Genomic DNA, 21,807 nt, shown 5'->3' on the forward strand with positions numbered 1-21,807 from the left:
GATGAGCGCATCCGTTAAACAGAAGCGACTGACGCCGAAGGCCATTTCGGTCCTCAAGGGCGAGCGCCCGATTGTCAGCCTCACCGCCTATACGACACCGATTGCGCGTCTGCTCGATCCGCATTGCGACCTGCTGCTGGTGGGGGATTCACTCGGCATGGTGCTTTACGGCATGGATTCCACCCTTGCTGTCACGCTCGACATGATGATCGCCCATGGGCAGGCTGTCATGCGCGGGGCCGAGACGGCCTGCGTCATTGTCGACATGCCGTTCGGTTCCTATCAGGAATCAAAGGAACAGGCGTTCCGCAATGCGGCTCGTGTGATGCAGGAAACCGGCTGCGACGGCGTCAAGCTCGAAGGCGGCGAGGAAATGGCCGAAACGGTCGCATTCCTCGTCAAGCGGGGTATTCCGGTGTTCGGTCATGTCGGGCTGATGCCGCAGCAGGTCAATACGGTCGGCGGTTTCCGCTCACTTGGACGTGGCGACGAGGAAGCCGACCGGATTCGCCGCGATGCACAGGCCATTGCCGATGCCGGTGCTTTCGCGCTGGTCATTGAAGGTACGGTGGAGCCGCTGGCGCGAGAGATTACCGCAGCGCTTGCCATTCCGACGGTTGGCATTGGGGCTTCGGCTGCCTGTGATGGACAAATACTGGTTTCAGACGACATGCTGGGGCTGTTTCAGGATTTCACGCCGCGTTTCGTGAAGCGTTTTGCGCAATTGGCGCCGCAGATTTCCGATGCAGCCAAAGCCTATGCCGAAGAGGTGCAGGCGCGTGCATTTCCGGGGCCGGAGCATGTTTTCGGCGCGAAACCCAAGGGCTGAATAGCAAAACCTGTGCCGTATGGCGGTAGCGCCTTGTATTTATTCGTCAATCGCGTTCAATGTCGGAACTGTTTTCCGGAGTTGCCGTGACCGACGATATTGCCCATACCGAACTGATTGCCGTGCTGACGGCTGTGACCAGTGAACAGCCGCGCGTCATGACTGTGCGGCAGGGACAAGCTTTACCGTCGGGTCCGTTCGAAAGCGAGCATCGTTCTCTGCAATCGGGTCTGCGCGCCTGGGTGCAGTCGGAAACCGCACATCCGGTCGGTTATCTGGAGCAGCTTTATACCTTTGCCGACCGTGACCGCCATGCGCAGGGTGAGCGCATCATCTCGATCAGCTATCTGGGCCTCGTGCGCGAAAGCGATGCGGCGGCGGGGCAGGCGGGCTGGCGCGGCTGGTATGATTATCTGCCGTGGGAAGATCACCGTCAGGGCGAACCGGCGATCATGGAGCATCTCAACAATGCGCTGCTTGTCTGGGCCTATCGGGCCGAAACGCCGGAGCTGACAGCGCAGCGCATGCGGCGCATCGCTTTCACCTTCGGCTTTGAGAGCGGAGAGTGGAGCGGGCGCTGGAACGAAGACCTTGTACTGCAACGTTATGAGCTGCTGTTCGAGGCTGGTCTGGTGGCCGAGGCCGGAATGAAGGAAGACGAGAACGGCCGCTCCATGTTTGCCGATCATCGCCGTATCCTTGCCACGGCAATTGCGCGGCTGCGTGCCAAGATCAAATACCGCCCGGTGGTGTTCGAGTTGATGCCGGAAAGTTTCACCCTGCTGCAGTTGCAACGCACCGTCGAGGCGTTGGCCGGCTTGCGCCTGCACAAGCAGAATTTCCGCCGCCTGATCGAACAGCAGAATCTCGTCGAGGAAACCGGCGAAAGCGACAGCGAAACCGGCGGTCGCCCGGCAAAACTGTTCCGTTTCCGCTACTCGATTGTCGAGGAACGCGCCCTTTCCGAGCGCCATCTGGCTGGTGCCAAGCTGCCAATCTCTCGCGATTGACAATATACTCGAATCGAGTATAAGTTCATAAACATGAAATACTCAATTTGAGTATAAATGGGCATGCCAGCGTATTTCCAGCAAAAGCGCAAAACGCTTTCGTGTGAGGTTGATGCGTAAACGCATGTCGATGAGCTGGGAGGCTCGCACATGAACGATCATGTTTCCGTCTCGCAACTCTATGATCGCGTGGCCAAAGTCCTGCCGAAGGCGGAGTGGCTGGGCTTCGAGGACGACGTTGCGGCGATCCTCGAACTGAAGAAAAAGCGCAATGCGGTTATCCTTGCGCATAATTACCAGACACCGGAAATCTTCCATTGCGTGGCCGATATTGTCGGCGACAGTCTGGCGCTGGCGCGCAAGGCTGCGGAGGTCGATGCCGATGTGATCGTGCTGGCGGGCGTGCATTTCATGGCCGAAACGGCCAAGCTGCTCAATCCAGGCAAGACAGTGCTGATCCCGGATATGGGGGCGGGCTGTTCGCTGGCCGACAGCATCACGCCGGAAGATGTGGCGTTGCTGCGTGAAGCGCATCCCGGCGTGCCGATCATTACTTATGTCAACACATCCGCTGCCGTGAAGGCGGCATCCGATATTTGCTGCACCTCCGGCAATGCCAAAAAGGTGGTGGAATCGCTCGGCGTGCCGCGCGTGCTGATGATCCCCGACGAGTTTCTGGCGCAGAATGTGGCGCGCGAAACCGATGTCGAAATTCTCGCCTGGCATGGCCATTGCGAGGTGCATGAACGCTTCACCCCCGACGATATTCGCGAATTGCGCGAGAGCCACCCCGGTGTGGTGGTTCTGGCCCATCCTGAATGCCCGCCGGACGTGGTGGAAGCTGCCGATTTCGCCGGGTCCACGGCGGTCATGTCGGATTATGTCGGCGAGAAAAAGCCGCAGCGTGTCGTGCTTTTGACCGAATGCTCGATGAGCGACAATGTCGCTGTCGATCACCCCGATGTCGAGTTCATCCGCCCGTGCAATCTCTGCCCGCATATGAAGCGGATCACGCTTGCCAACATTCGCGATGCGCTGGAAAACAATCGCCATGAAGTGACCGTCGAGGCAGCACTGATGGAGCCTGCCCGGCGCGCCGTCGAACGGATGCTGGCGGTATGAACACGGCCCCGCTCCCGGTTCTCGTCATCGGCAGCGGTCTTGCCGGTCTGATGACGGCGCTGACACTATCTCCGCAGCCGGTGTTGCTGGTGACAGCGGGAAGCCTCGGCCTGTCCGGTTCCAGCATGCTGGCGCAAGGCGGCATTGCCGCAAGTGTTGGCGCGGATGACAGCGCGGCGCTGCATCTGGCCGATACGATTGCGGCTGGCGACGGCCTGTGTGACCGGGGCGTGGCTGCGGAGATTGTGGCGGCAGGCGCGGAAGTCATTGCCGCGCTGGAAGCGCATGGCGTGCACTTCGACCGCAAGGCGGACGGTTCGTTTTCGCTCGGTCTGGAAGCCGCCCATAGTCGCCATCGCATTGTGCATGTGGATGGCGACGCGACGGGGGCGGGCATCATACGAGCTTTAACCGCAAAGGTTCTGGCAACGCCTTCGATCACAGTTCTGGAAAACACCCGCGCCCTGCGTTTGATCAAGCAGGATGGCCGTGTGGTCGGTGCCTGTCTTGAAAATCTCGGACCGGTTGCAGCAACCGCCGTGGTGCTGGCGACGGGCGGGATCGGCGGACTTTATAAGGCAACAACCACGCCGCTTGGCAATCTCGGCCAAGGTGCCGCTCTGGCAGGCCGCGCTGGCGCTGTGCTTGCCGATATGGAATTCGTGCAGTTCCACCCGACCGCGCTTGCCGTTTCTGCGCCGCGTCTGCCGCTGGTTAGCGAAGCGGTGCGCGGGGAGGGCGCTAAGCTCGTCAATGATCGTGGCGAGCAGTTCATGGCTGATATTCCGGGCCGTGAGCTTGCGCCCCGTGATGTGGTGGCGCGTGCCATTGGCAACGAGATTGCACAAGGGCGCAAGGTCTATCTGGATGCGCGCGCGGCTCTGGGTGCGCGTTTTGCAACCCGGTTTCCCGGTATCGACGCGCTTTGCAAACAGCATGGCATTGATCCGTCCAGTGATATGATCCCGGTCAGACCGGCCACGCATTACCATATGGGCGGCATCAGGACCGACGCCGACGGGCGCAGCAGTCTGCCGGGGCTGTGGGCTGTGGGCGAAGCGGCCTGCACCGGCCTGCACGGCGCCAACCGGCTGGCCAGCAATTCGCTGCTTGAAGCTGCCGCCATGGGGCTGCGCGCCGCCCGCGCGCTTGGCTGTGAAGAGGCGGTCGCCGTGCGGCATCCCGTGCCGGTCAGCCTGCCGCAGAGCGCCGATCCCGAACCGGTGCGGCGCGTGGTTTCCAGCCATCTTGGCCTGCTGCGTGATGAAGAAGGTTTGCGCTCTGCAATCACCGCCCTTCTCCCCCTCGCGGAGACCGACGATGCCGCAGCCGTGGCGCTGGTTGCTGCGGTTGCGGCATATGAACGGCGCGAGTCGCGTGGCAGTCATGCCCGCACCGACTATCCCGCCAAAATTGCGGCTCCAGTCCGCAGTTTTTTCACTTTTTCGGCAGCTTTCGCACTGGCACGCGACATTGCCGCGCCTCACTCTGTTACAAGGACTGCATGATGAACCTGCCGCGCTTGTCTCTGCTCGTCGTCGAACCGCTGGTGCGCGCTGCACTTCTGGAAGATCTGGGGCTTGCTGGCGATATTACCAGCAATGCGGTGGTGCCGGAGGATCACCGCTCGGCCATGCTGTTCAGCCTGCGCCAGCCGGGCGTTATCGCCGGGATGGATGTGGCTGAAATGGCATTTCGTCTGGTCGATCCGGATGTCACATTCGAACGTCTGGCGCGGGACGGTCAGTCTCTTGAAAAAGGGGAGGATGTCGCCCGCGTTTCCGGCTCGTCCCGCTCTATACTCGCAGGAGAACGGACGGCGCTGAATTTCCTTGGCCATCTGTCCGGCATCGCCACGGCGACGACTAATCTGGTCAAGGCTGTGGCTGGCACAAAGGCCTCCATCGTCTGCACCCGCAAGACGACGCCCGGTCTGCGCGCCTTGCAGAAATATGCAGTCCGGGCAGGCGGCGGCATGAACCACCGTTTCGCGCTCTATGATGCGGTGCTCATCAAGGACAATCATATCGCCGTTGCGGGCGGTGTGCGCGAGGCTATCGAACGCGCCAAGGCCGGTGCTGGTCACATGGTCAAGATCGAGGTCGAGGTCGATACGCTGCAACAGCTCGAGGAGGCGATGGCCATTGGTGTGGACGCTGTATTGCTCGACAATATGACGCCTGCGCAATTGCGCGAGGCGGTCTCGATTATCGACGGTCGCGCCATTTCCGAAGCCTCGGGCGGCATTACGCCGGAAACGGTGGCTGCGGTCGCTGCCAGCGGGGTTGATCTGATTTCGGTCGGCTGGACCACGCACAGCGCGCCAAATCTCGATATCGGGCTCGATTTTGAACTGAATAGCTGAGGCTTTACGTCTTGTGTGGACAGGCGCAATATCTCCCACATAGACAATGTCCAAACGTGCTTCGCTGTAAAACCTAGTCCGTCGCTAAGGGTTAGGTCTCGCACATTCATGGCGATAACTGCCTCCATACTCGTGCAAGAATCCTACACGCAAAAACATGATTGAATAATTCATGTTTTCATGTCACACAATGACTGACTGATAGTCAGTCATGAGTCGTGCGGTGGTTCTGCAACTTGCTTGTGTGCGTGCCGGTTGCCGGATCGCCGTCACGGCTCAAAGCGGCATTGCCGCAGAAAGTTTGATGGATATCGAGCAGGAGGGAAGCGTGATGCTTCACCATACGGAAAATTGGCCTTACGTGGTCACCTTGTCGAAGGGCGCATCGACCTTGGAAGAAACGCGTGAATTCTTTGATGTCTGGAATCGGTGGCTTGATGAGGGAAAGCCCTTCATCACGATCCGCCGTTTTCTGGACGAGGATGCACTTGCGCATCCCGAAGGTTCGGCACGGGAAGTGAAACAATGGTTGCAACAGAATGCGCAGCGTATTCGCGAACAGGTGCTGGGCATGGTGAACATCGTTCCGGAATCTGTTTATGAACAGGCAAGCCGCATGGATGCAGAAAAGCTGTTTCGCGTCCCCGCGGGCACATTCTCCAATGTCGATGCGGCGCTGCATTGGCTGGAAGATCGGGTCATTCGACCAAATCAGCTTGATTTTGACAGGGCGGCGATCCGGGATAAATTGGCAGCGACCTGAAGTTTTGGAGATTGATTTGCCTTCCACTGCCATCAAGCCCAAGCCCCGCACCAAACCAGCGGAAATACGTCGCGACGAGCTGATGGCTGCAGCCGAAGCCCTCTTCCTCGAAAAGGGCTTCGCGGCGACAAGCGTGGATGAAATAGTGCGTCTGGCGGACGTCGCCAAAGGTACGTTCTATCTGCATTTTCGCAGCAAGGACGACATCCTGCTTGCCTTGCGGGAGCGATTTGTCGATGGGTTCTGCGAGCGATTGGAGCGCCAACTCGGTCTACTTGCCGCCGACGACTGGCAGGGAAAACTGGCTGCATGGGCCGAGACCGGCATTGCCGGTTATCTCGACAACTACAAACTCCACGACATGGTGTTCCATGATTTTCACCCGCCCATGCGTCGCATGAAGCAGGAAAATCCGGCAATCGTCCGGCTCGATGCGTTGTTGACCGACGGTAATGCTGCAGGCGCATGGAAAATCACCGATACGCGTTTGACGGCTGTACTTCTGTTCAATGCGCTGCACGGTGCGGTCGATGAGATCATCTCCAACCCGGATATGATGGATCGTGCCGAGATAGTCGCCGGTGTGAAGACGTTTTTCCTGCAGGCGGTACGATCTCAATAAGTACAGTTAAAGAAAAAGGGAGGCAGACGCCTCCCTCTATTCATTTTCCAGCGCTTGTGGCAGGGCTTACTTTTCAACAAAAGCCTTTTCGATGACGTAATGTCCGGCTTCGCTCTGGCTGCCTTCCTTGAAGCCGCGTTCTTCCAGAATCTGCTTGGTTTCGGCCAGCATTTCCGGGCTGCCGCAGAGCATCATGCGGTCGTCATCGTGGTTGAATTCCGGCAGATCAATATCGGCAAAGAGCTGACCCGAACGAATGAGGTCGGTCAGGCGGCCACGATTCTTGTAAGGCTCACGTGTGACGGTCGGATAGTAGATGAGCTGGTTCTTGACCATTTCGCCGAGGAATTCATCCTGCGGTAATTCATTGGCGATGAAGTCCGTATAGGCAAGCTCTGCCACCTGACGTACGCCATGAACGAGAATAATCTTCTCGAAACGTTCATAGGCTTCCAGATCACGGATGATCGACAGGAACGGCGCGAGACCGGTGCCGGTCGAAAGCAACCAGAGATTTTTTCCGGGCTTCAGATTGTCATAGAGCAGCGTGCCGACCGGCTTCTTGGACAGGATGATCTGGTCACCAACCTTCAGGTGCTGGAGCTTTGAGGTCAATGGACCGTTCGGCACCTTGATCGAGAAGAATTCCAGACCGTCTTCGTAAAGGCTCGAGGCAATCGAATAGGCGCGTGTGAGCGGCTTGCCGTTCACTTCCAGGCCCATCATGATGAACTGGCCGCTCTGGAAGCGAAAACCGGGGTCGCGCGTCGTGCGGAAGGAAAACAGCGTGTCGGTCCAGTGATGGATGTCGGTGACGGTTTCCTGATTGAAGTTGCTGCTCATTTTCGGAACTGTCTCTGTCTTGCTCCAGCACCGCTTGGGAGGACGGCGCCTATGGAATGGATTGGTCGGTTCGGTTTCTATCGGTCATTGCTGCATTTTGCCCGCAGTCGTGCAGCTCCGTGGAGACTGCATCCGCTGCGGGCAAAACGCCTTGATCACAATCAATGTAAGCGCGTCATGCTGCCTTCAGGGTGGCTTCCGCGAATTCGTAGTTGGCCAGCTTGTCGAGGAAATTCGTTACATAGTCAGGCCGACGATTACGGAAATCGAGATAATAGCTATGCTCCCAGACATCAAGCCCTAATAGTGCCTTGCCTTCGCCTGTTGCCAGCGGGTTGGAGCCATTTGGCGTCTTGGTGACCTTCAGCTTGCCGTCATTGGCCAGAACCAGCCATGCCCAGCCCGAGCCGAACTGCCCGACGGCCGCAGCCTTGAAGGCTTCCTTGAACTGGTCGACGCTACCGAAATCCTCGACGATCTTCTTTTCCAGAGCGCCAGGCAGGCGACCACCGGTTGCCGACAGGTTCTGCCAGAACAGATCGTGGTTCCAATGCTGGCCGGCATTGTTGAACACGGGAGCTAGATCAGCCTTATCCTTGGCGAAGAGGACGATTTCTTCGAGCGACTTGCCCTTGAGCGCGTCATTTTTCTCCACGAAACCGTTGAGTGCCGTCACATAGGCCTGATGGTGCTTGCCGTGGTGCAGCTCAAGCGTTTCCGTGCCCATTCCGACGCCTTCGAGCGCGTTGGTTGCAAAGGGAAGTGGTGGCAAAGTGAAGCTCATTTTAAAACTCCTGATCGCTTGAGCATAATCACCGTTCAGCATCCTGAGGATCTATCCCGGTGTGGACTCTGGCTTTGAGGAAAGCCGGTTTGAATATTGAAAATTCAGAATTATCTTGCTTCGACAGGCCTGATCACCTATTTAACAAGATAATCCTTCTTTAAATAGAAAATGGCACATATGTCAAGGAATGACTTTCTAAATACCGATGAATTGGGAGCACGTTCTCCCGCAGGGAGGATCATGCTCTCGCTCAAGATGCGGGGAGCGCAGACCGCCGCGACCATCGGGGAACATTTGGGAACCACAGGTGAGGCCGTTCGCCAACAGCTCGTGCGTCTGGCAGAGGAAGGGCTTGTTTCCTCACATTCCGTATCCCAAGGCGTTGGCCGCCCTTCGTTGTTCTGGGATCTGACCGAAGCCGGTAACAAACGTTTCCCCGATACGCATGCCGATCTGACGGTTCAGCTTCTTCATTCGGTGCGTACCATTCTTGGTGACGATGCGCTGGACACGCTGATCGCCCATCGCGAGACCGAGACGCGCCGTCAATATCAGACACGGCTGAAGGATTTGTCGCTCGACCAGCGAGTGAAGGAACTTGCCGACATTCGTTCCGCCGAAGGCTACATGGCTGATGCCGAAAAGCGGGACGATGGTTCCTGGCTGCTCATCGAAAATCATTGTCCTATCTGCGCCGCTGCAGATGCCTGTCAGGGCTTTTGCAGATCAGAGCTTCAGGTATTCAGGGCAGTGCTTGGCCCTGATGTTTCTGTAAACCGCACCGAGCATATTCTGGCCGGTGCGCGACGCTGTGCTTACGTTATTGCGCCGACCGCCTAACCATCCTTTTAGCACTATGCCGGTTGCGGCTGTCTCGCGCTGCGGACCAGAGCGAGTGCCGACACGAATGCCAGTGCAGACAGAATGGCAAAGCCGGAGAAGAGCCAAAGTGCGGCATGTGCAGTGCCGGTAAAGCCGCCGGGATTGGTGAGGCCAGCCATATTGGCAACCATTCCTGCAAGTGCTGCGCCAAGGGCGGTTGTGAAAAGCTGCACCATGGTCACGGATGCGGAAGCCAGATTCTGATCCTCTGCGTCGGCACGCTTGAAAATGCGGGTCAGCAGGTGCGGCCATGTCAGGCCAACGCCAAAACCGATGACGGCCAGCGCGATACAGATCGGCAGCAGATCGTACCAATGTCCTTCGCTGCCAGCGGGAATGAGAACGGCCAGCGTAACCATGCCTGCCACGCCCATGACGGGGGCGGCCAGAATGACACGGTCGGTACGCCCGGCGGCAACCCCTGACGATCCGATGGAACCAAGTGTCCAGCTGCCGCCCATGATGGCTGCCAGATAGCCCGCAACAAGCGGTGACTGGTTGTGAAGCACCTGAAAGAACAGCGGTACGAAGACTTCGGAACTGGTGACGGATGCGCTGAGGAAGGCGAGGGTCAGATAAAGCGCGCCGAGTTTCTGGATGCTGAACGAGCCTTTCGGCAGAATGCGTCTGCTGGCTTTCTTTTCCACTGCTGCGAGGAGAAGCAGCAGAATAATGGCAAGCGCGACGCCTCCGGCATTGAACGTCAGTTCGGATGAAATACTTCCAGCAGAAACGGCGAGGACTGCAGCGGTCAAAAGGATGAGTTGTGGCCAGGCAAGCCGGTCATTGCTGGCGGCGGAGCCGGATTCACGCGGCAGCACCGTCATGGCCATGATGGTGAACACGGCAATCACCGGCGCAAGCGACCAGAAGGCGGCGCGCCAGATGCCAAGCTCAGCAAAGACGCCGCCGATGGCTGGACCGACAAGTGTGGCCACGCCCCACATGCCGGATACGAGACCGATGGCACGCGGCCACAGCGCTTCGTCGAAAACGATACGGATCATGGAGTAGGAGAGCGCCAGCATCATGCCGCCGCCAAGACCCTGTATGGCGCGCCCCGCCAGCATGACAGGCATAGATGGAGCCAGACCACAGGTCAGGGTTCCGGCAGCGAAGATTATCGCCGCGATCAGATAGGCGCTGCGCGGGCCTGCCTGGGAAAGCAGGCGCGGCACGAGAGCCGAGCCGAGAATGGATGCAGTCACGAACAGCGCCGTGTTCCACGCATAATAGTCCATGCCGCCAATGTCGGCGACGACCGTTGGCAGAATGGTTGTAGCGATGAACACGTTGATGGCATGAAGCGCCACACCGCCGACAAGCGTCAGCGAGACGATAGCGTTTCTGCCTGCGAACAGGTCTCCCCAACCGGCGGTCGGCTTCTGATCCTGCATTTCATTTTCCTTTGACTGTCATCGTGCGGGCGAAAGTCTGAATGAGGTCGCCCCGAACATGGAGAAAATGGCTACGCCCGCGGCTGTAATTTGTCAAGCAAATGCTTGTTTAATTAATTTGATGATATTTCTGGGATTGTAGCGCGCCCTATCGGCCGGCAGAAGCCATTTGTCCGGGCAAAGACTTTCAATGAAAACGGCAGGGCAAGGGGTAGCGCATGTCTTTATCCCGAAAGCGGGAACCGGTTTCGGGATAAAGACATGCGTAAAAACAACAGATAGAGCGGTTCCAACGACTTCTTATCAACCGGAACCGCTCTAGAAGAGGGAAGGGGTTCAAATTCCTGCAGAAAGCTCTATATGAAGCTCACCTGCTGAAGGTCGGGAAGTAATCCGCGATAGCTTGTGGGGAAATTTTTCCCGATAATGCTGTGGCGGATTTGTGTTTCTGTCACAAGCTTCCTATAAGCCTTCGAATAATTTGGGAAACCACCTGTGTGTTTCCTCAACTTGGCAAACCAGCCTTGCTGGCGAGGCCAGATTTCCCCTTTGGACGACCCGGAACTCTCATGATCCAGACGCCTTACTACCTGATCGACAAGACCAAGCTGAAGCGCAACATGGAAAAGGTTGCCTATGTGCGCGAAAAGTCCGGCGCCAAGGCTCTGCTGGCGCTGAAATGCTTTGCCACGTGGTCGGTGTTTGATCTGATGAGCGAATATATGGACGGCACCACGTCGTCATCGCTCAATGAAGTGCGTCTCGGCCATGAAAGATTTGGCGGTGAAACCCATGCCTATAGCGTGGCCTATGCTGATAACGAGATCGACGAAGTTATCAGCCATGCCGACAAGATCATCTTCAATTCGATCGGTCAGCTGGAGCGTTTTGCCGACAAGGCAGCGCATATCAAGCGCGGCTTGCGTCTGAACCCAGGCGTTTCGTCTTCGACCTTCGATCTGGCTGACCCGGCGCGTCCGTTCAGCCGTCTTGGCGAATGGGATGTTGCGAAGGTCGAAAAGGTCATGGACCGCGTGACCGGCTTTATGATCCATAACAATTGCGAAAATTCCGATTTCGGTCTTTTCGACAAGATGCTGACCGATATCGAAGAAAAGTTCGGCTCGCTTCTGCACCGCGTTGAATGGGTCAGCCTTGGCGGTGGTATCCACTTCACCGGTGACGATTATCCGGTCGATGATTTCTGCGCGCGCCTGAAGGCGTTCTCGGAAAAGTTTGGCGTACAGGTTTATCTGGAGCCGGGCGAAGCTTCGATCACCAAAACCACGACGCTGGAAGTGACGGTGCTCGACACGCTTTATAACGGCAAGAACCTCGCCATCGTCGATAGCTCGATTGAAGCGCATATGCTCGATCTGCTCATCTATCGCGAAAAGGCGAAGATGGCGCCCAACAATGGCGAGCACAGCTATATGGTTTGCGGCAAATCCTGCCTTGCTGGCGATATTTTCGGCGAGTTCACTTTCGACAAGGAGCTCTCCATTGGGGACCGCCTCTCATTTGAAGATGCAGCCGGTTATACCATGGTCAAGAAGAACTGGTTTAATGGCGTGAAGATGCCAGCCATTGCCGTGCGTGAACTCGATGGCACGGTCAAATTAGTCCGCGAATTTGATTATGCGGATTTTGAAGGGTCGCTTTCTTAAAGATCCTTTTGCAGCCCTCAAGCTGCAATGAACTCATGTGTTCCGGGTGAGAAGGCAATCGGGACGGTTAACAGATGGCGGGTAACCGCTGGAAGAGGAAGCATCGACAGAAAATGAAGAAGAACGTTCTCATTATCGGCGCCGGGGGCGTGGCACAGGTTGTTGCACATAAATGTGCGCAAAACTCTGACATTTTGGGCGATATCCATATTGCGTCCCGCACGGTTGAGAAATGCCGCAAGATTATCGATAGCGTGCATGAAAAGAAGAGCCTCAAGACCGAGGTGAAGCTGGAAGCGCATGCTTTGGACGCGCTGGATATTGAAGCCACCAAGGCTCTGATCCAGAAGACCGGCGTTCAGATCGTCATCAATGTCGGCTCGGCCTTCCTTAATATGTCGGTCCTTCGCGCCTGTATCGATACGGGCGTGGCTTACATGGACACCGCGATCCATGAAGATCCGAAGAAGATCTGCGAAACCCCGCCATGGTATGGCAACTACGAATGGAAGCATCTCAAGGAATGCGAAGAGAAGGGTATCACCGCCATTCTCGGCATCGGCTTTGATCCGGGCGTGGTCAATGCCTATGCGCGTCTGGCTGCTGACGACTATCTCGATGAAGTCAAATCCATCGACATCGTTGACATCAATGCCGGTTCGCATGGCCGCTGGTTCTCGACCAATTTCGACCCGGAAATCAACTTCCGCGAATTCACCGGCACGGTCTATTCCTGGCAGGGTGGTCAGTGGCAGTCGAACAAGATGTTCGAAGTCGGCCACACTTTCGACCTGCCTGTCGTTGGCCCAAGCAAGGCTTATATGACCGGCCATGATGAAGTGCATTCGCTGTCGAAAAACTACCCGAACGCAGATGTGCGTTTCTGGATGGGCTTTGGCGATCACTATATCAACGTCTTTACGGTGCTGAACAATCTGGGCCTCCTGTCCGAACAGCCGGTCAAGACTGCCGAAGGTCTGGAAGTCGTGCCGCTCAAGGTGGTCAAGGCCGTTCTGCCTGATCCATCGTCGCTGGCACCAGACTATACCGGCAAGACCTGCATTGGTGATTTCGTCAAAGGCACCAAGGACGGCAAGGAGAAGGAAGTCTTCATCTATAACGTTGCCGACCATAAGGACGCTTACAACGAAGTGGGTTCGCAGGGCATTTCCTATACCGCTGGCGTTCCGCCGGTTGCGGCCGCAATCCTGATCGCCTCGGGTGAATGGGATGTGAAGAAGATGGTGAATGTGGAAGAGCTTAATCCAAAGCCGTTCCTCCACATCCTCAACCAGATCGGCCTGCCATCGCGCATCAAGGATGAAGACGGCGACCGCGCTCTCGACTTTGCGTAAGCGTCATTTGAATGAATAAAGAAAACCCCGCTTTGGCGGGGTTTTTTAGTGGTGCCTCGCTCTGGCTTACTCAGGCATATTTGGCCAGGTATCCGACAGACGGTAGCCGCTTGGAAACGGATCGCTCGGATCGAGCATGAGCTGCGAAGTTCCCGTCACCCAAGCGCGACCGGAAATGATGGGGCTGATGGCCGGTTTGCCACCAAGCTCCAGAGCCTTGTCCAACCGACAGTGAAACTCTGTGCCCAGCACGGACTTTCCGATAAATTTCTCGCCGACTTTCATCTGGCCTTTTGCATGAAGCACGGCCATGCGCGCCGAGCAGCCAGTGCCGGTCGGGGAACGGTCGAGTTTGGCCGGGCGAATGGCAACGGTGTTCACGCCAGTCAGCACATCGCCGTCGCGCGTCACCGGCTCGGTGATCTGGCAGAAGGAAATGTGGTTCCAGTCTTTTTCAGGATGGCGGAAACCAAGCTGCTCGTTGGCGGCTTTGGTAATCTTCACGCCAATTTGGGCAAGTTCCCGCGCCTGGCCCGGCTCGATCTTCATTCCGATAGAAGCTGCATCGACAATGACGAAACTGTCACCGCCATAAGCCGTGTCGACAATGATCGTGCCAAGGCCTTCAACTTCCAATGAGACATCCAGACGGTCAGCGAAAGATGGAACGTTGCGCACACTGATGCGCTCGGCCTTGCCGTTGCGACATTCGGCTTCCACTTCAATGATTCCGCCCGGCGCCTCCAGCACCATGCGCGTCACGGGTTCCTGCATCGGGATAATGCCGCTATCCAGCAAAACGGTGGAGACGCAGATTGAATTGGACCCGGACATGGGCGGCGTATCGGCTGGCTCCATGATGATGAAACCCATCTGCGCGCGCGGGTCTTTTGGTGGCACCAGCAGATTGACATGGCGAAACACACCGCCGCGCGGCTCGTTCAGCACGAAATTGCGCAGGGTCTCGTCGCTGGCGATGAAGCGCGATTGTTCCCACACAGTATCGCCAGGAGGAGGGGCCACGCCACCGACAATGACATCACCGACTTCGCCTTCTGCGTGACAGCCGACAATATGGATGACTTTGGTGCTGCGCATGACGCCTCCTGCAATTAATGCAATCATTCCTATCGGTTAGGGCGTTAGCGTCAATCCTTTATCGGACGGGCAATTGCGCTTTCGCGTCAGAATGAGGATTCCATTCCCCTCAGTGTCAGGAGATGAAAAATCCATTCCGAGATGTGTTGCTTCTTTAAGCAAGTCTGATATCCATTGTGCTCTTATTTTGTGCAAATCGATGCGCAGCCCGCTTGGCTCCGGATCAGTTTCTGGAACATACACAACGTTCCCGTTAGAAATTGAGCAACCCGAAAAGTTGGGGTGTGATCGCTCTCTTGGCGATGGACACCCTTAGCCGGCATGGGACGGTCGATGATCGTATTTCCGCGCCTCTTCTCAGATTGACATGGTCTCTGATGTTCCGGGGCGTGGCCTCATTCAAATGGAACATCCGGCGGATTGACGGCCCCGGATGCTTCGGGGAGCGGACAATGGACAGGACAATCGATGCGGGCTTTCGGGGGCCGCATGAATCCGGCACGCAACGCTGGGGCAGGGAGATGGCGGCAGCGTTGAAGCTTGGCTGGCCGCTGATCTTCACCAATCTTTCGCAGGCAGCGCTGACTGCAACCGACGTCATCTTCATCGGCCGTCTTGGAGCGGATACGCTCGCTTCGGCACTGCTGGCGACCAGCTTCTATCATACGCTCATGATCTTCTCGATGGGGCTCGTTTCGGCCGTCATGCCGATGATCGCCATCGCGCTTGGCAAGAACCGTCATTCGGTTCGCGATGTGCGCCGCACGGTGCGACAGGGACTATGGACGGTCATAATGATCTCGATCCCGGTCTGGATCGTGCTCTGGCATTGCGAGGAGATATTCCTGTTTCTCGGCCAGCGCCCGGATATAGCTGCCCGATCGACGGATTTCATGCACACGCTGCAATGGGCACTGCTGCCTTATCTCGGATATATTGTTCTACGCTCGTTCTTTGCGGCGATGGAAAAGCCGATGTGGACGCTGCTTATTGCGGCCCTTGCCATCGGCTTCAACGCGCTTGCCGGCTGGACGCTGATATTCGGTCACTTCGGTTTCCCGCGCATGGAACTGCACGGCGCCGGTATCGCCACAACAGCGTCAAGCACGATGATGTTCCTCGGGCTTGCATTCATCACGGTGCGTCACCACCGCTTCCGCCGCTATCACCTGTTTGGCCGCTTCTGGCGTCCCGACTGGGCGCGCCTGCGTGAACTGTGGCGCATTGGTATTCCAATGGCGCTGACATTCGTGTTCGAGACTTCGATCTTCTATGCTGCAGTGGTGATGATGGGCCGCATCGGGCCGACGGCCATGGCGGCTCATGCCGTGGCGATCCAGATTGCATCGCTCAGCTTCATGGTGCCACTCGGTTTCGGTCAGGTTGCAACCGTGCGCGTGGGCCGTGCCTATGGCCGCGGCGACCCTCAGGCTGTCGCCTATGCAGGCTGGAGCGCCTATGCGCTCGGCGTCGGTTTCATGGCCGTGATGGGGCTTCTTATGGTTCTCATCCCGCGCGTGTTCATTGGTGTTTTTCTCGATCTGCACGATCCGCAGAACCTGCCAGTGATGGAACTGGCTGTCACATTTCTTGCGCTGGCGGCTCTCTTCCAGATCGTTGACGGTGCACAGGCCGTTGCCGCGGGCATGTTGCGCGGATTGCGCGATACACGCATTCCGATGTTCCTGGCTCTATTCGGCTATTGGGGTGTGGGTTTGCCGTTGGGTGCCTTGCTTGCATTCCAGTTTGAACTGGGTGGGGTCGGTATCTGGCTCGGCCTTGCCGCCGGTCTCGGTATTGTCTCGGTATTGATGACGCTGCGATGGCGCAGGCATCTCGCGCATATCTCGGCGCATCCGGCCTGACAAAAGAAAAAGCCATACGCCCGTCGGGCGTATGGCTTTTTCATCAAAGTTTTGAAGCTTACTTCGTCAGTGCGGTGATGCGGTCAAGCGCTGCGCCGAAGCCCTTCAGCGAAACCTTGAAGGCGACCGGCTGGCTTGGGCTCAGGGCTGTCGTGGTGACGTTGATATTGGTGCCAGCCTTGAGAGCTGCAACCTGCTTTGCTTCGAAGCTGACCGGCGCCAGGCAACCCTGCGGCAGGCAGGTAGAGAAAGCGAGGTTCGGTCCGGCAACTTCGTCGATCTTGAGAGCTGCGCCCTTGGCAAGATCAAGGCCAAATGGCATCAGCAGAACACCTTCGACCTTACCTTCCACATTGCGCAATTCCGCGGTCAGAACGCGCTGGCCGGTCTGCGTGCTGCTCTGGTCCTGACGCATCACACAGATGCTTGTTTCCTTCTGGCTCTGACAGGAAACGGTCCAGTCTTGGTAAGTCTCCTGAAGGGTGCTAGCTCCACCTGGAAGTGGAGCCGCAAAGGCCGAAGCGCCGGAAATGGTTGCAAGCGTGAATGCAAGACCGATTACGCGATAGCTTTTCATAAAAAGATTCTCTCTGAAATTAATGAGCCCCAGAACCGTATACTCGGACGCACTGTCCAAGAAAACATTATTGAACATAAAATATTCGTGTCTTCAACTATGAATTATTGTTTATATTTCAGTTATATAAGAAAAGAATAATATATTATTGGTTGTGCAAGCGTCTTTTTCTTGGGGCAAGGTTTTGCTGATTGTCCCCTTTTCCTCATCAAGCCGGAACTCTAAAGTCGCCTGGGAAAAGTCGGCTCGTTGTGCCGGGAGGAGAAGTCGTGACGCTACGCTATCAGATCGTTGCACTGGCGATTGTGCCCCTTATCGTGGCTATTCTGACGGTCACGGCCTTCATTACCTGGCAGTCGGCAAATCTTGTGCAGAGCAGTATCGCGACCTTCGAGAAGAATATGCTGAAGGCCAAGGAGACCGAGCTTCTCAATCTTACCAACCTGGCGCTTTCTTCCATCCAGCAGATTTACGACGATGCAGGCCCCGACGATACCGCTGCCATGGAAAAGGTGCGGAAGATTCTGACCTCGCTCGATTATGGTCGCGACGGCTACTTCTTTGTCTATGACTATGACGGCAACAATGTCGTCCATCCTCGCCAGACATTTCGGCCCGGCCATAACTGGCTCGATCTTGTTGATCCTGATGGAGATCGCGTTATTGCCAATCTGATTGACAAGGCGAAGGAAGGTGGAGGACTGCACCAGTATAAATGGGAAAAGCCGTCAAGCGGCGAAATGGCGGACAAGCTCTCCTTCGCTGTTGGACTGAGCAAATGGAAGTGGATGCTCGGAACTGGCGTCTATCTTGACGATGTCTATGTGCAGACTGCTGCCGCCAACGCCGATTTCCGGGCCAATATCCGAACGACATTCCTGATCGTCAGTCTGATCGCCGTGCCAGCTGTGATGCTCGTCTTCGCGACCTGTATGCTGCTCAATCTGCGCGAGCGACGTATGGCTGATAACAAGCTGAAGGAGCTGGCGCAGCGCATCATCGATACGCAGGAGGAGGAACGGGCACGTCTGGCGCGTGAACTGCATGACGGCATTTCCCAAAATCTCGTCGGCGTTCGCTATGCCATCGATTTAGCAAGCCGTCAGGTGCGCATGGACAGCGGAGGCGCGCCGCTTGCGATCGAGAAGGCATCGGATGCGCTCAATGGTGCAATCAAGGAGGTGCGGCGGCTTTCGCATGATCTGCGTCCGCGCATTCTGGACGATCTTGGCCTGACCGTTGCGCTCAAGGCTTTGTGCGAACATTTTTCGGAGCGGACCGGCATTGAAACGCAGCTCGAAGCAAGCGGACTAAACGAGACGCTGAAGCCGGAGGCAAGCACGGCGCTTTATCGCGTCGTGCAGGAAGCGCTCACCAATGTCGAGCGCCATTCCGGGGCAAGCCAGGTGAGCATCCGCCTCTGGGGTTCCGGCGGCAAGGTGACGATGACAGTCGCCGATGACGGCAATGGTTTTACCGCGCGTGATCTGAAAGATCAGCTTTCAGGGCTTGGCTTGCGAAATATGCAGGAGCGGATGGCGCATTTCGGCGGTGTGCTCTTGGTTGAAACCGGCGCAGATGGTACGCAGCTCACCGCGCGCTTGCCGAAATCGGCAACAGAGAGAAAGCGGGAACCGGAAGTCGCATGACGAATGAATGCAAGATTCGCGTATTGCTCGTGGATAATCATCCGCTGGTTCTGGATGGTTTGCGAGCTGTACTCGAAACCTATGACGATATCGATATTGCAGGCGCGGCTTCCAATGCGCGGGCTGCACTGGAACTGGCGCTGACCGTTAATCCCGATGTGGTTTTGATGGATATCAACATGCCACTTCTCAACGGTATCGACGCTATCGAACTGTTCAAGAAACAATTGCCGGGCATTCGCATCCTCATGCTGTCCATGCACGACAGCCGCGAATATATCTCGACCTCCATCATGCGCGGAGCTTCCGGCTATGTGTTGAAGGATGTGTCCACCACTGAAATCGTCGCCGCCATTCATGCGGTCGCTTCGGGTGGAACTTATTTCTCTTCCGGTGTTTCGGAAGCGCTGCTCGACAGCGGCGACAGGAAATCGGAAGGGCTGTCGGTCCGCGAAAACGATGTTCTGGTGCTGGTGGCCGAAGGTGGAAGCAACCGCGAAATTGCAATCAGGCTCGGCATTTCGGAGGCGACGGTCGAAACTCATCGCAAGAATATCAAGAAGAAACTCGGAATAGCCAGCACTGCCGGGCTTACGCGCTACGTCATCGAGAACCGGTTGCGCCTGTCTTCGCAATAGCTGTCCTCGCAATAGCGGATATTCCGTTCGTCTCCCGATATTGCCTTACCCACTAATGGGTAGGTCTCCGTTTCTTAGAACTTTCGTCAACTTGCGGCATGGATTCGCCGGTCCTATCATTCGCTCCAAAACCGCTTGAGGAGGCGGAACAGGAGGGGAGGAGCGATGTCAGTCTTGCTGGCGTTGTCGCGTGCTATCGACGCGGCCAATAATTTCATCGGAAAATCCGTATCGTGGCTGATCCTGGTGGCAGTGCTCATCAGTGCTATCAATGCCGTCTCGCGCAAGCTGTTCAATGTCAGCTCGAATGCGTGGCTGGAAGCGCAATGGTATCTGTTCTCGGCGGTCTTTCTTATCGCCGCCGGATATACGCTTCTGCATAGCGAGCATGTGAAGGTTGATCTTCTCTACAGCCGTTATTCGCGGCGAACCCAGCTATTGGTCGAGATTTTCGGCACGCTCTTTTTCCTCCTGCCTTTCTGCCTCATCACCATTTACCTCTCCTGGCCCATCGTGGAAGCCAAGATCGCCAGCGGTGAAACCTCCAACAATACGGGTGGGCTGGTTCTCTGGCCGGTCTGGGTGTTGATCCCCATCGGTTTCGGGCTGCTCGCATTGCAAGGCATTTCCGAACTCATCAAGCGCATCGCCATCCTTCAAGGGCGCATACCGGACACGGTCGCCCTTGAAGATGCGGAAGCCCAGACGCTCTGAGGGGAACGGATATGATTGCTTTTATTGCGGAAAATCTCGCTCCGTTGATGTTTCTGTCGCTGGTGGTCGTGCTGTTGCTCGGCTACCCGGTGGCTTTTGCGCTGGCCTTCGTCGGTTTTGCCTTCGGCTTCGTCGGCATCGAAATGGGGCTTCTGCCTGTCAACCTGTTCGGCGCGATACCGGATCGCATCTTCGGGCAGATGTCGAATGAAACGCTGCTCGCTATTCCGTTCTTCACCTTCATGGGGTTGATACTGGAGCGAAGCGGCATGGCGGAAGAACTGCTCGATACGATCGGGCAGCTTTTCGGTCCCGTGCGTGGCGGGCTGGCTTTTGCGGTGATCATCGTCGGCGCGCTTCTTGCGGCCACGACCGGCGTTGTCGCTGCCTCGGTGATTTCGATGGGACTGATTTCGCTCCCGATCATGTTGCGCTACGGCTATGATCGCAAAGTGGCGAGCGGCACGATTGCAGCATCCGGCACGCTGGCACAGATCATTCCACCAAGCCTCGTCCTGATCGTGCTTGCCGATCAACTGGGCCGTTCGGTTGGCGATATGTACAAGGGCGCGCTGGTTCCCGGTCTTCTGCTGGTTGGCTTCTACTGTGCCTTTATCATCGGCATGTCGATTTTCCGGCCTGATACGGTCCCGGCTCTGCCGCCGCATGCCCGTACATTGAAGGGCTGGAAACTGGCGCAGAAAGTGGTGATCTCGCTCGTGCCGCCGCTTGTGCTGATCTTCCTTGTTCTCGGAACGATCTTCATCGGCGTTGCAACGCCTACGGAAGGTGGCGCGATGGGGGCGGTCGGCGCTCTGCTTCTCGCTATCATCAATCGCCGCCTCAACATGACGATGCTGACGTCGGCGCTTTACGCCACGGCAAAACTGTCGTCCTTCGTCATTTTCATTCTGCTGGGCGCGCGCGTGTTTTCTCTCACCTTCTATGGCGTCAACGGTCACATCTGGGTCGAACACCTGATGACGTCCATCCCCGGCGGTGAAGTCGGCTTCCTGATTGTCGCCAATCTTCTGGTGTTCTTTCTGGCCTTCTTCCTCGATTATTTCGAGCTGGCCTTCATCATCATCCCGCTTCTGGCGCCGGTGGCCGACAGCCTCGGCATTGATCTGGTCTGGTTCGGCGTCATGCTGGCGGTCAATATGCAGACATCGTTCATGCATCCGCCTTTCGGCTTCTCGCTCTTCTATCTGCGTTCGGTCGCTCCATCCCGACCCTATAAGGACAAGGTCACAGGCGCGACTATCCAGCCGGTGACGTCGGGGCAAATCTACATGGGATCGATCCCGTTCCTTTTGATCCAGCTTGTCATGGTTGGCATCATCATCAGCTTCCCGGGCATCGTCACCCACTACAAGAGCGGCCATCCGCAGGCCGATCCGGCATCGATCCAGATCAATGTGCCAATGCCAGATGCTGGCGGCGGCAATCCGTTCGGCGCAGCACCCGCACCTTTCGGAGCGCCTTCGCCGTCAACTGAGCCTCTGCCCGCGCCGTCTTTCGGTTCTCCGCAGCCGAGCTTCGGACAGGACAAAGACCAACAGCAAAAACCTGCGCAATGAGGGGAAAATGAGCATTGCGTAGATTCTGATAAACCAGAACAATC

General features: G+C 56.8%; 20 protein-coding genes. 15 read left to right on the forward strand and 5 right to left on the reverse strand.

Annotated elements, in window-relative coordinates; genetic code table 11:
* Position 1: 1 nt before the first annotated feature.
* The 7 genes from panB (at position 2) to LJ361_RS01935 (ending at position 6,711) form a co-directional block, all read left to right on the forward strand.
* The gene (gene panB, locus LJ361_RS01905) at positions 2-829 is read left to right on the forward strand and encodes a 3-methyl-2-oxobutanoate hydroxymethyltransferase (RefSeq protein WP_151663143.1); all 828 of its coding nucleotides are present in this window, start codon (positions 2-4) and stop codon (positions 827-829) included.
* Between the two features lie 59 nt (positions 830-888).
* Entirely contained in the window at positions 889-1,839 is a 951-nt protein-coding gene (locus tag LJ361_RS01910; protein WP_166943088.1) for an NUDIX hydrolase, read from the forward strand.
* 150 nt (positions 1,840-1,989) lie between these two features.
* The gene (gene nadA / locus LJ361_RS01915) at positions 1,990-2,961 is read left to right on the forward strand and encodes a quinolinate synthase NadA (protein WP_010658251.1); all 972 of its coding nucleotides are present in this window, start codon (positions 1,990-1,992) and stop codon (positions 2,959-2,961) included.
* Complete coding sequence (locus tag LJ361_RS01920) at positions 2,958-4,469, forward strand: L-aspartate oxidase (RefSeq protein WP_166943085.1); 1,512 nt, start codon at positions 2,958-2,960, stop codon at positions 4,467-4,469. The genes nadA and LJ361_RS01920 overlap by 4 nt, the downstream gene beginning before the upstream one ends.
* The gene (gene nadC, locus LJ361_RS01925) at positions 4,469-5,326 is read left to right on the forward strand and encodes a carboxylating nicotinate-nucleotide diphosphorylase (protein ID WP_029925705.1); all 858 of its coding nucleotides are present in this window, start codon (positions 4,469-4,471) and stop codon (positions 5,324-5,326) included. Before LJ361_RS01920 ends, nadC begins: the two co-directional genes overlap by 1 nt.
* A 211-nt stretch (positions 5,327-5,537) precedes the next feature.
* Positions 5,538-6,089: a hypothetical protein gene (locus LJ361_RS01930; RefSeq protein ID WP_226622390.1), complete on the forward strand. Its 552-nt coding sequence runs from the start codon at positions 5,538-5,540 to the stop codon at positions 6,087-6,089.
* A 16-nt stretch (positions 6,090-6,105) separates the two neighbouring features.
* Complete coding sequence (locus tag LJ361_RS01935; protein WP_264812484.1) at positions 6,106-6,711, forward strand: TetR/AcrR family transcriptional regulator; 606 nt, start codon at positions 6,106-6,108, stop codon at positions 6,709-6,711.
* 66 nt (positions 6,712-6,777) lie between these two features.
* Here LJ361_RS01935 and LJ361_RS01940 read toward each other — a convergent pair whose 3' ends face one another.
* Positions 6,778-7,554, reverse strand: coding sequence for a ferredoxin--NADP reductase (locus LJ361_RS01940; RefSeq protein WP_166943081.1), 777 nt, complete (start codon positions 7,552-7,554; stop codon positions 6,778-6,780).
* Positions 7,555-7,729: 175 nt separating this feature from the next.
* Positions 7,730-8,338: a superoxide dismutase gene (locus LJ361_RS01945; RefSeq protein WP_029925699.1), complete on the reverse strand. Its 609-nt coding sequence runs from the start codon at positions 8,336-8,338 to the stop codon at positions 7,730-7,732.
* 243 nt (positions 8,339-8,581) lie between these two features.
* On the opposite strand from LJ361_RS01945, the gene LJ361_RS01950 reads away from it, so the two are divergent.
* Positions 8,582-9,181, forward strand: coding sequence for a helix-turn-helix transcriptional regulator (locus LJ361_RS01950; protein WP_012090727.1), 600 nt, complete (start codon positions 8,582-8,584; stop codon positions 9,179-9,181).
* Between the two features lie 14 nt (positions 9,182-9,195).
* On the opposite strand, the gene LJ361_RS01955 is transcribed toward LJ361_RS01950, so the two are convergent.
* Positions 9,196-10,620 (reverse strand): MFS transporter, encoded by a 1,425-nt coding sequence (locus LJ361_RS01955; RefSeq protein ID WP_166943079.1) that lies wholly within the window; start codon positions 10,618-10,620, stop codon positions 9,196-9,198.
* 569 nt (positions 10,621-11,189) lie between these two features.
* Between LJ361_RS01955 and nspC the strand changes: the two genes are divergently transcribed.
* Both nspC and LJ361_RS01965 read left to right on the forward strand, forming a co-directional pair.
* Positions 11,190-12,287 (forward strand): carboxynorspermidine decarboxylase, encoded by a 1,098-nt coding sequence (gene nspC / locus LJ361_RS01960; RefSeq protein WP_166943075.1) that lies wholly within the window; start codon positions 11,190-11,192, stop codon positions 12,285-12,287.
* 113 nt (positions 12,288-12,400) lie between these two features.
* The gene (locus tag LJ361_RS01965) at positions 12,401-13,642 is read left to right on the forward strand and encodes a saccharopine dehydrogenase family protein (RefSeq protein WP_010658261.1); all 1,242 of its coding nucleotides are present in this window, start codon (positions 12,401-12,403) and stop codon (positions 13,640-13,642) included.
* A gap of 66 nt (positions 13,643-13,708) precedes the next feature.
* Here the strand turns inward: LJ361_RS01965 and LJ361_RS01970 are convergent, their stop codons facing one another.
* Positions 13,709-14,740, reverse strand: coding sequence for a trans-3-hydroxy-L-proline dehydratase (locus tag LJ361_RS01970; RefSeq protein WP_166943072.1), 1,032 nt, complete (start codon positions 14,738-14,740; stop codon positions 13,709-13,711).
* A 452-nt stretch (positions 14,741-15,192) separates the two neighbouring features.
* Between LJ361_RS01970 and LJ361_RS01975 the strand changes: the two genes are divergently transcribed.
* On the forward strand, positions 15,193-16,605 hold the full coding sequence (locus LJ361_RS01975) for an MATE family efflux transporter (protein WP_010658263.1): 1,413 nt from the start codon (positions 15,193-15,195) through the stop codon (positions 16,603-16,605).
* 58 nt (positions 16,606-16,663) lie between these two features.
* On the opposite strand, the gene LJ361_RS01980 is transcribed toward LJ361_RS01975, so the two are convergent.
* Positions 16,664-17,182, reverse strand: a complete 519-nt coding sequence (locus tag LJ361_RS01980) for an invasion associated locus B family protein (protein WP_010658264.1) — start codon at positions 17,180-17,182, stop codon at positions 16,664-16,666.
* A gap of 269 nt (positions 17,183-17,451) precedes the next feature.
* Here LJ361_RS01980 and LJ361_RS01985 point away from each other — a divergent pair, with 269 nt between their 5' ends.
* The 4 genes from LJ361_RS01985 to LJ361_RS02000 all read left to right on the forward strand — a co-directional run bounded on the left by LJ361_RS01985 (position 17,452) and on the right by LJ361_RS02000 (position 21,763).
* On the forward strand, positions 17,452-18,831 hold the full coding sequence (locus LJ361_RS01985) for a cache domain-containing protein (RefSeq protein ID WP_010658265.1): 1,380 nt from the start codon (positions 17,452-17,454) through the stop codon (positions 18,829-18,831).
* On the forward strand, positions 18,828-19,469 hold the full coding sequence (locus LJ361_RS01990; RefSeq protein ID WP_010658266.1) for a response regulator: 642 nt from the start codon (positions 18,828-18,830) through the stop codon (positions 19,467-19,469). The genes LJ361_RS01985 and LJ361_RS01990 overlap by 4 nt, the downstream gene beginning before the upstream one ends.
* A 165-nt stretch (positions 19,470-19,634) precedes the next feature.
* A complete protein-coding gene (locus tag LJ361_RS01995; RefSeq protein WP_010658267.1) occupies positions 19,635-20,183 on the forward strand; it encodes a TRAP transporter small permease subunit in 549 nt (182 codons plus the stop codon).
* An 11-nt stretch (positions 20,184-20,194) separates the two neighbouring features.
* A complete protein-coding gene (locus tag LJ361_RS02000; protein WP_010658268.1) occupies positions 20,195-21,763 on the forward strand; it encodes a TRAP transporter large permease in 1,569 nt (522 codons plus the stop codon).
* Positions 21,764-21,807: the final 44 nt, after the last annotated feature.

This window comes from Brucella sp. JSBI001, from assembly GCF_026014005.1.
Classification (GTDB): domain Bacteria; phylum Pseudomonadota; class Alphaproteobacteria; order Rhizobiales; family Rhizobiaceae; genus Brucella; species Brucella anthropi.

Coding starts and splice junctions, on each gene's coding strand:
- nadC (WP_029925705.1), top strand. CDS start 4,469: ATGAACCTGCCGCGCTTGTCTCTGCTCGTCGTCGAACCGCTGGTGCGC.
- LJ361_RS01910 (WP_166943088.1), top strand. CDS start 889: ATGTCGGAACTGTTTTCCGGAGTTGCCGTGACCGACGATATTGCCCAT.
- LJ361_RS01920 (WP_166943085.1), top strand. CDS start 2,958: ATGAACACGGCCCCGCTCCCGGTTCTCGTCATCGGCAGCGGTCTTGCC.
- LJ361_RS01995 (WP_010658267.1), top strand. CDS start 19,635: ATGTCAGTCTTGCTGGCGTTGTCGCGTGCTATCGACGCGGCCAATAAT.
- nspC (WP_166943075.1), top strand. CDS start 11,190: ATGATCCAGACGCCTTACTACCTGATCGACAAGACCAAGCTGAAGCGC.
- LJ361_RS01970 (WP_166943072.1), bottom strand. CDS start 14,740: ATGCGCAGCACCAAAGTCATCCATATTGTCGGCTGTCACGCAGAAGGC.
- nadA (WP_010658251.1), top strand. CDS start 1,990: ATGAACGATCATGTTTCCGTCTCGCAACTCTATGATCGCGTGGCCAAA.
- LJ361_RS01955 (WP_166943079.1), bottom strand. CDS start 10,620: ATGCAGGATCAGAAGCCGACCGCCGGTTGGGGAGACCTGTTCGCAGGC.
- LJ361_RS01945 (WP_029925699.1), bottom strand. CDS start 8,338: ATGAGCTTCACTTTGCCACCACTTCCCTTTGCAACCAACGCGCTCGAA.
- LJ361_RS01930 (WP_226622390.1), top strand. CDS start 5,538: ATGAGTCGTGCGGTGGTTCTGCAACTTGCTTGTGTGCGTGCCGGTTGC.
- LJ361_RS01980 (WP_010658264.1), bottom strand. CDS start 17,182: ATGAAAAGCTATCGCGTAATCGGTCTTGCATTCACGCTTGCAACCATT.
- panB (WP_151663143.1), top strand. CDS start 2: ATGAGCGCATCCGTTAAACAGAAGCGACTGACGCCGAAGGCCATTTCG.
- LJ361_RS01950 (WP_012090727.1), top strand. CDS start 8,582: ATGCTCTCGCTCAAGATGCGGGGAGCGCAGACCGCCGCGACCATCGGG.
- LJ361_RS02000 (WP_010658268.1), top strand. CDS start 20,195: ATGATTGCTTTTATTGCGGAAAATCTCGCTCCGTTGATGTTTCTGTCG.
- LJ361_RS01975 (WP_010658263.1), top strand. CDS start 15,193: ATGGACAGGACAATCGATGCGGGCTTTCGGGGGCCGCATGAATCCGGC.
- LJ361_RS01940 (WP_166943081.1), bottom strand. CDS start 7,554: ATGAGCAGCAACTTCAATCAGGAAACCGTCACCGACATCCATCACTGG.
- LJ361_RS01990 (WP_010658266.1), top strand. CDS start 18,828: ATGACGAATGAATGCAAGATTCGCGTATTGCTCGTGGATAATCATCCG.
- LJ361_RS01965 (WP_010658261.1), top strand. CDS start 12,401: ATGAAGAAGAACGTTCTCATTATCGGCGCCGGGGGCGTGGCACAGGTT.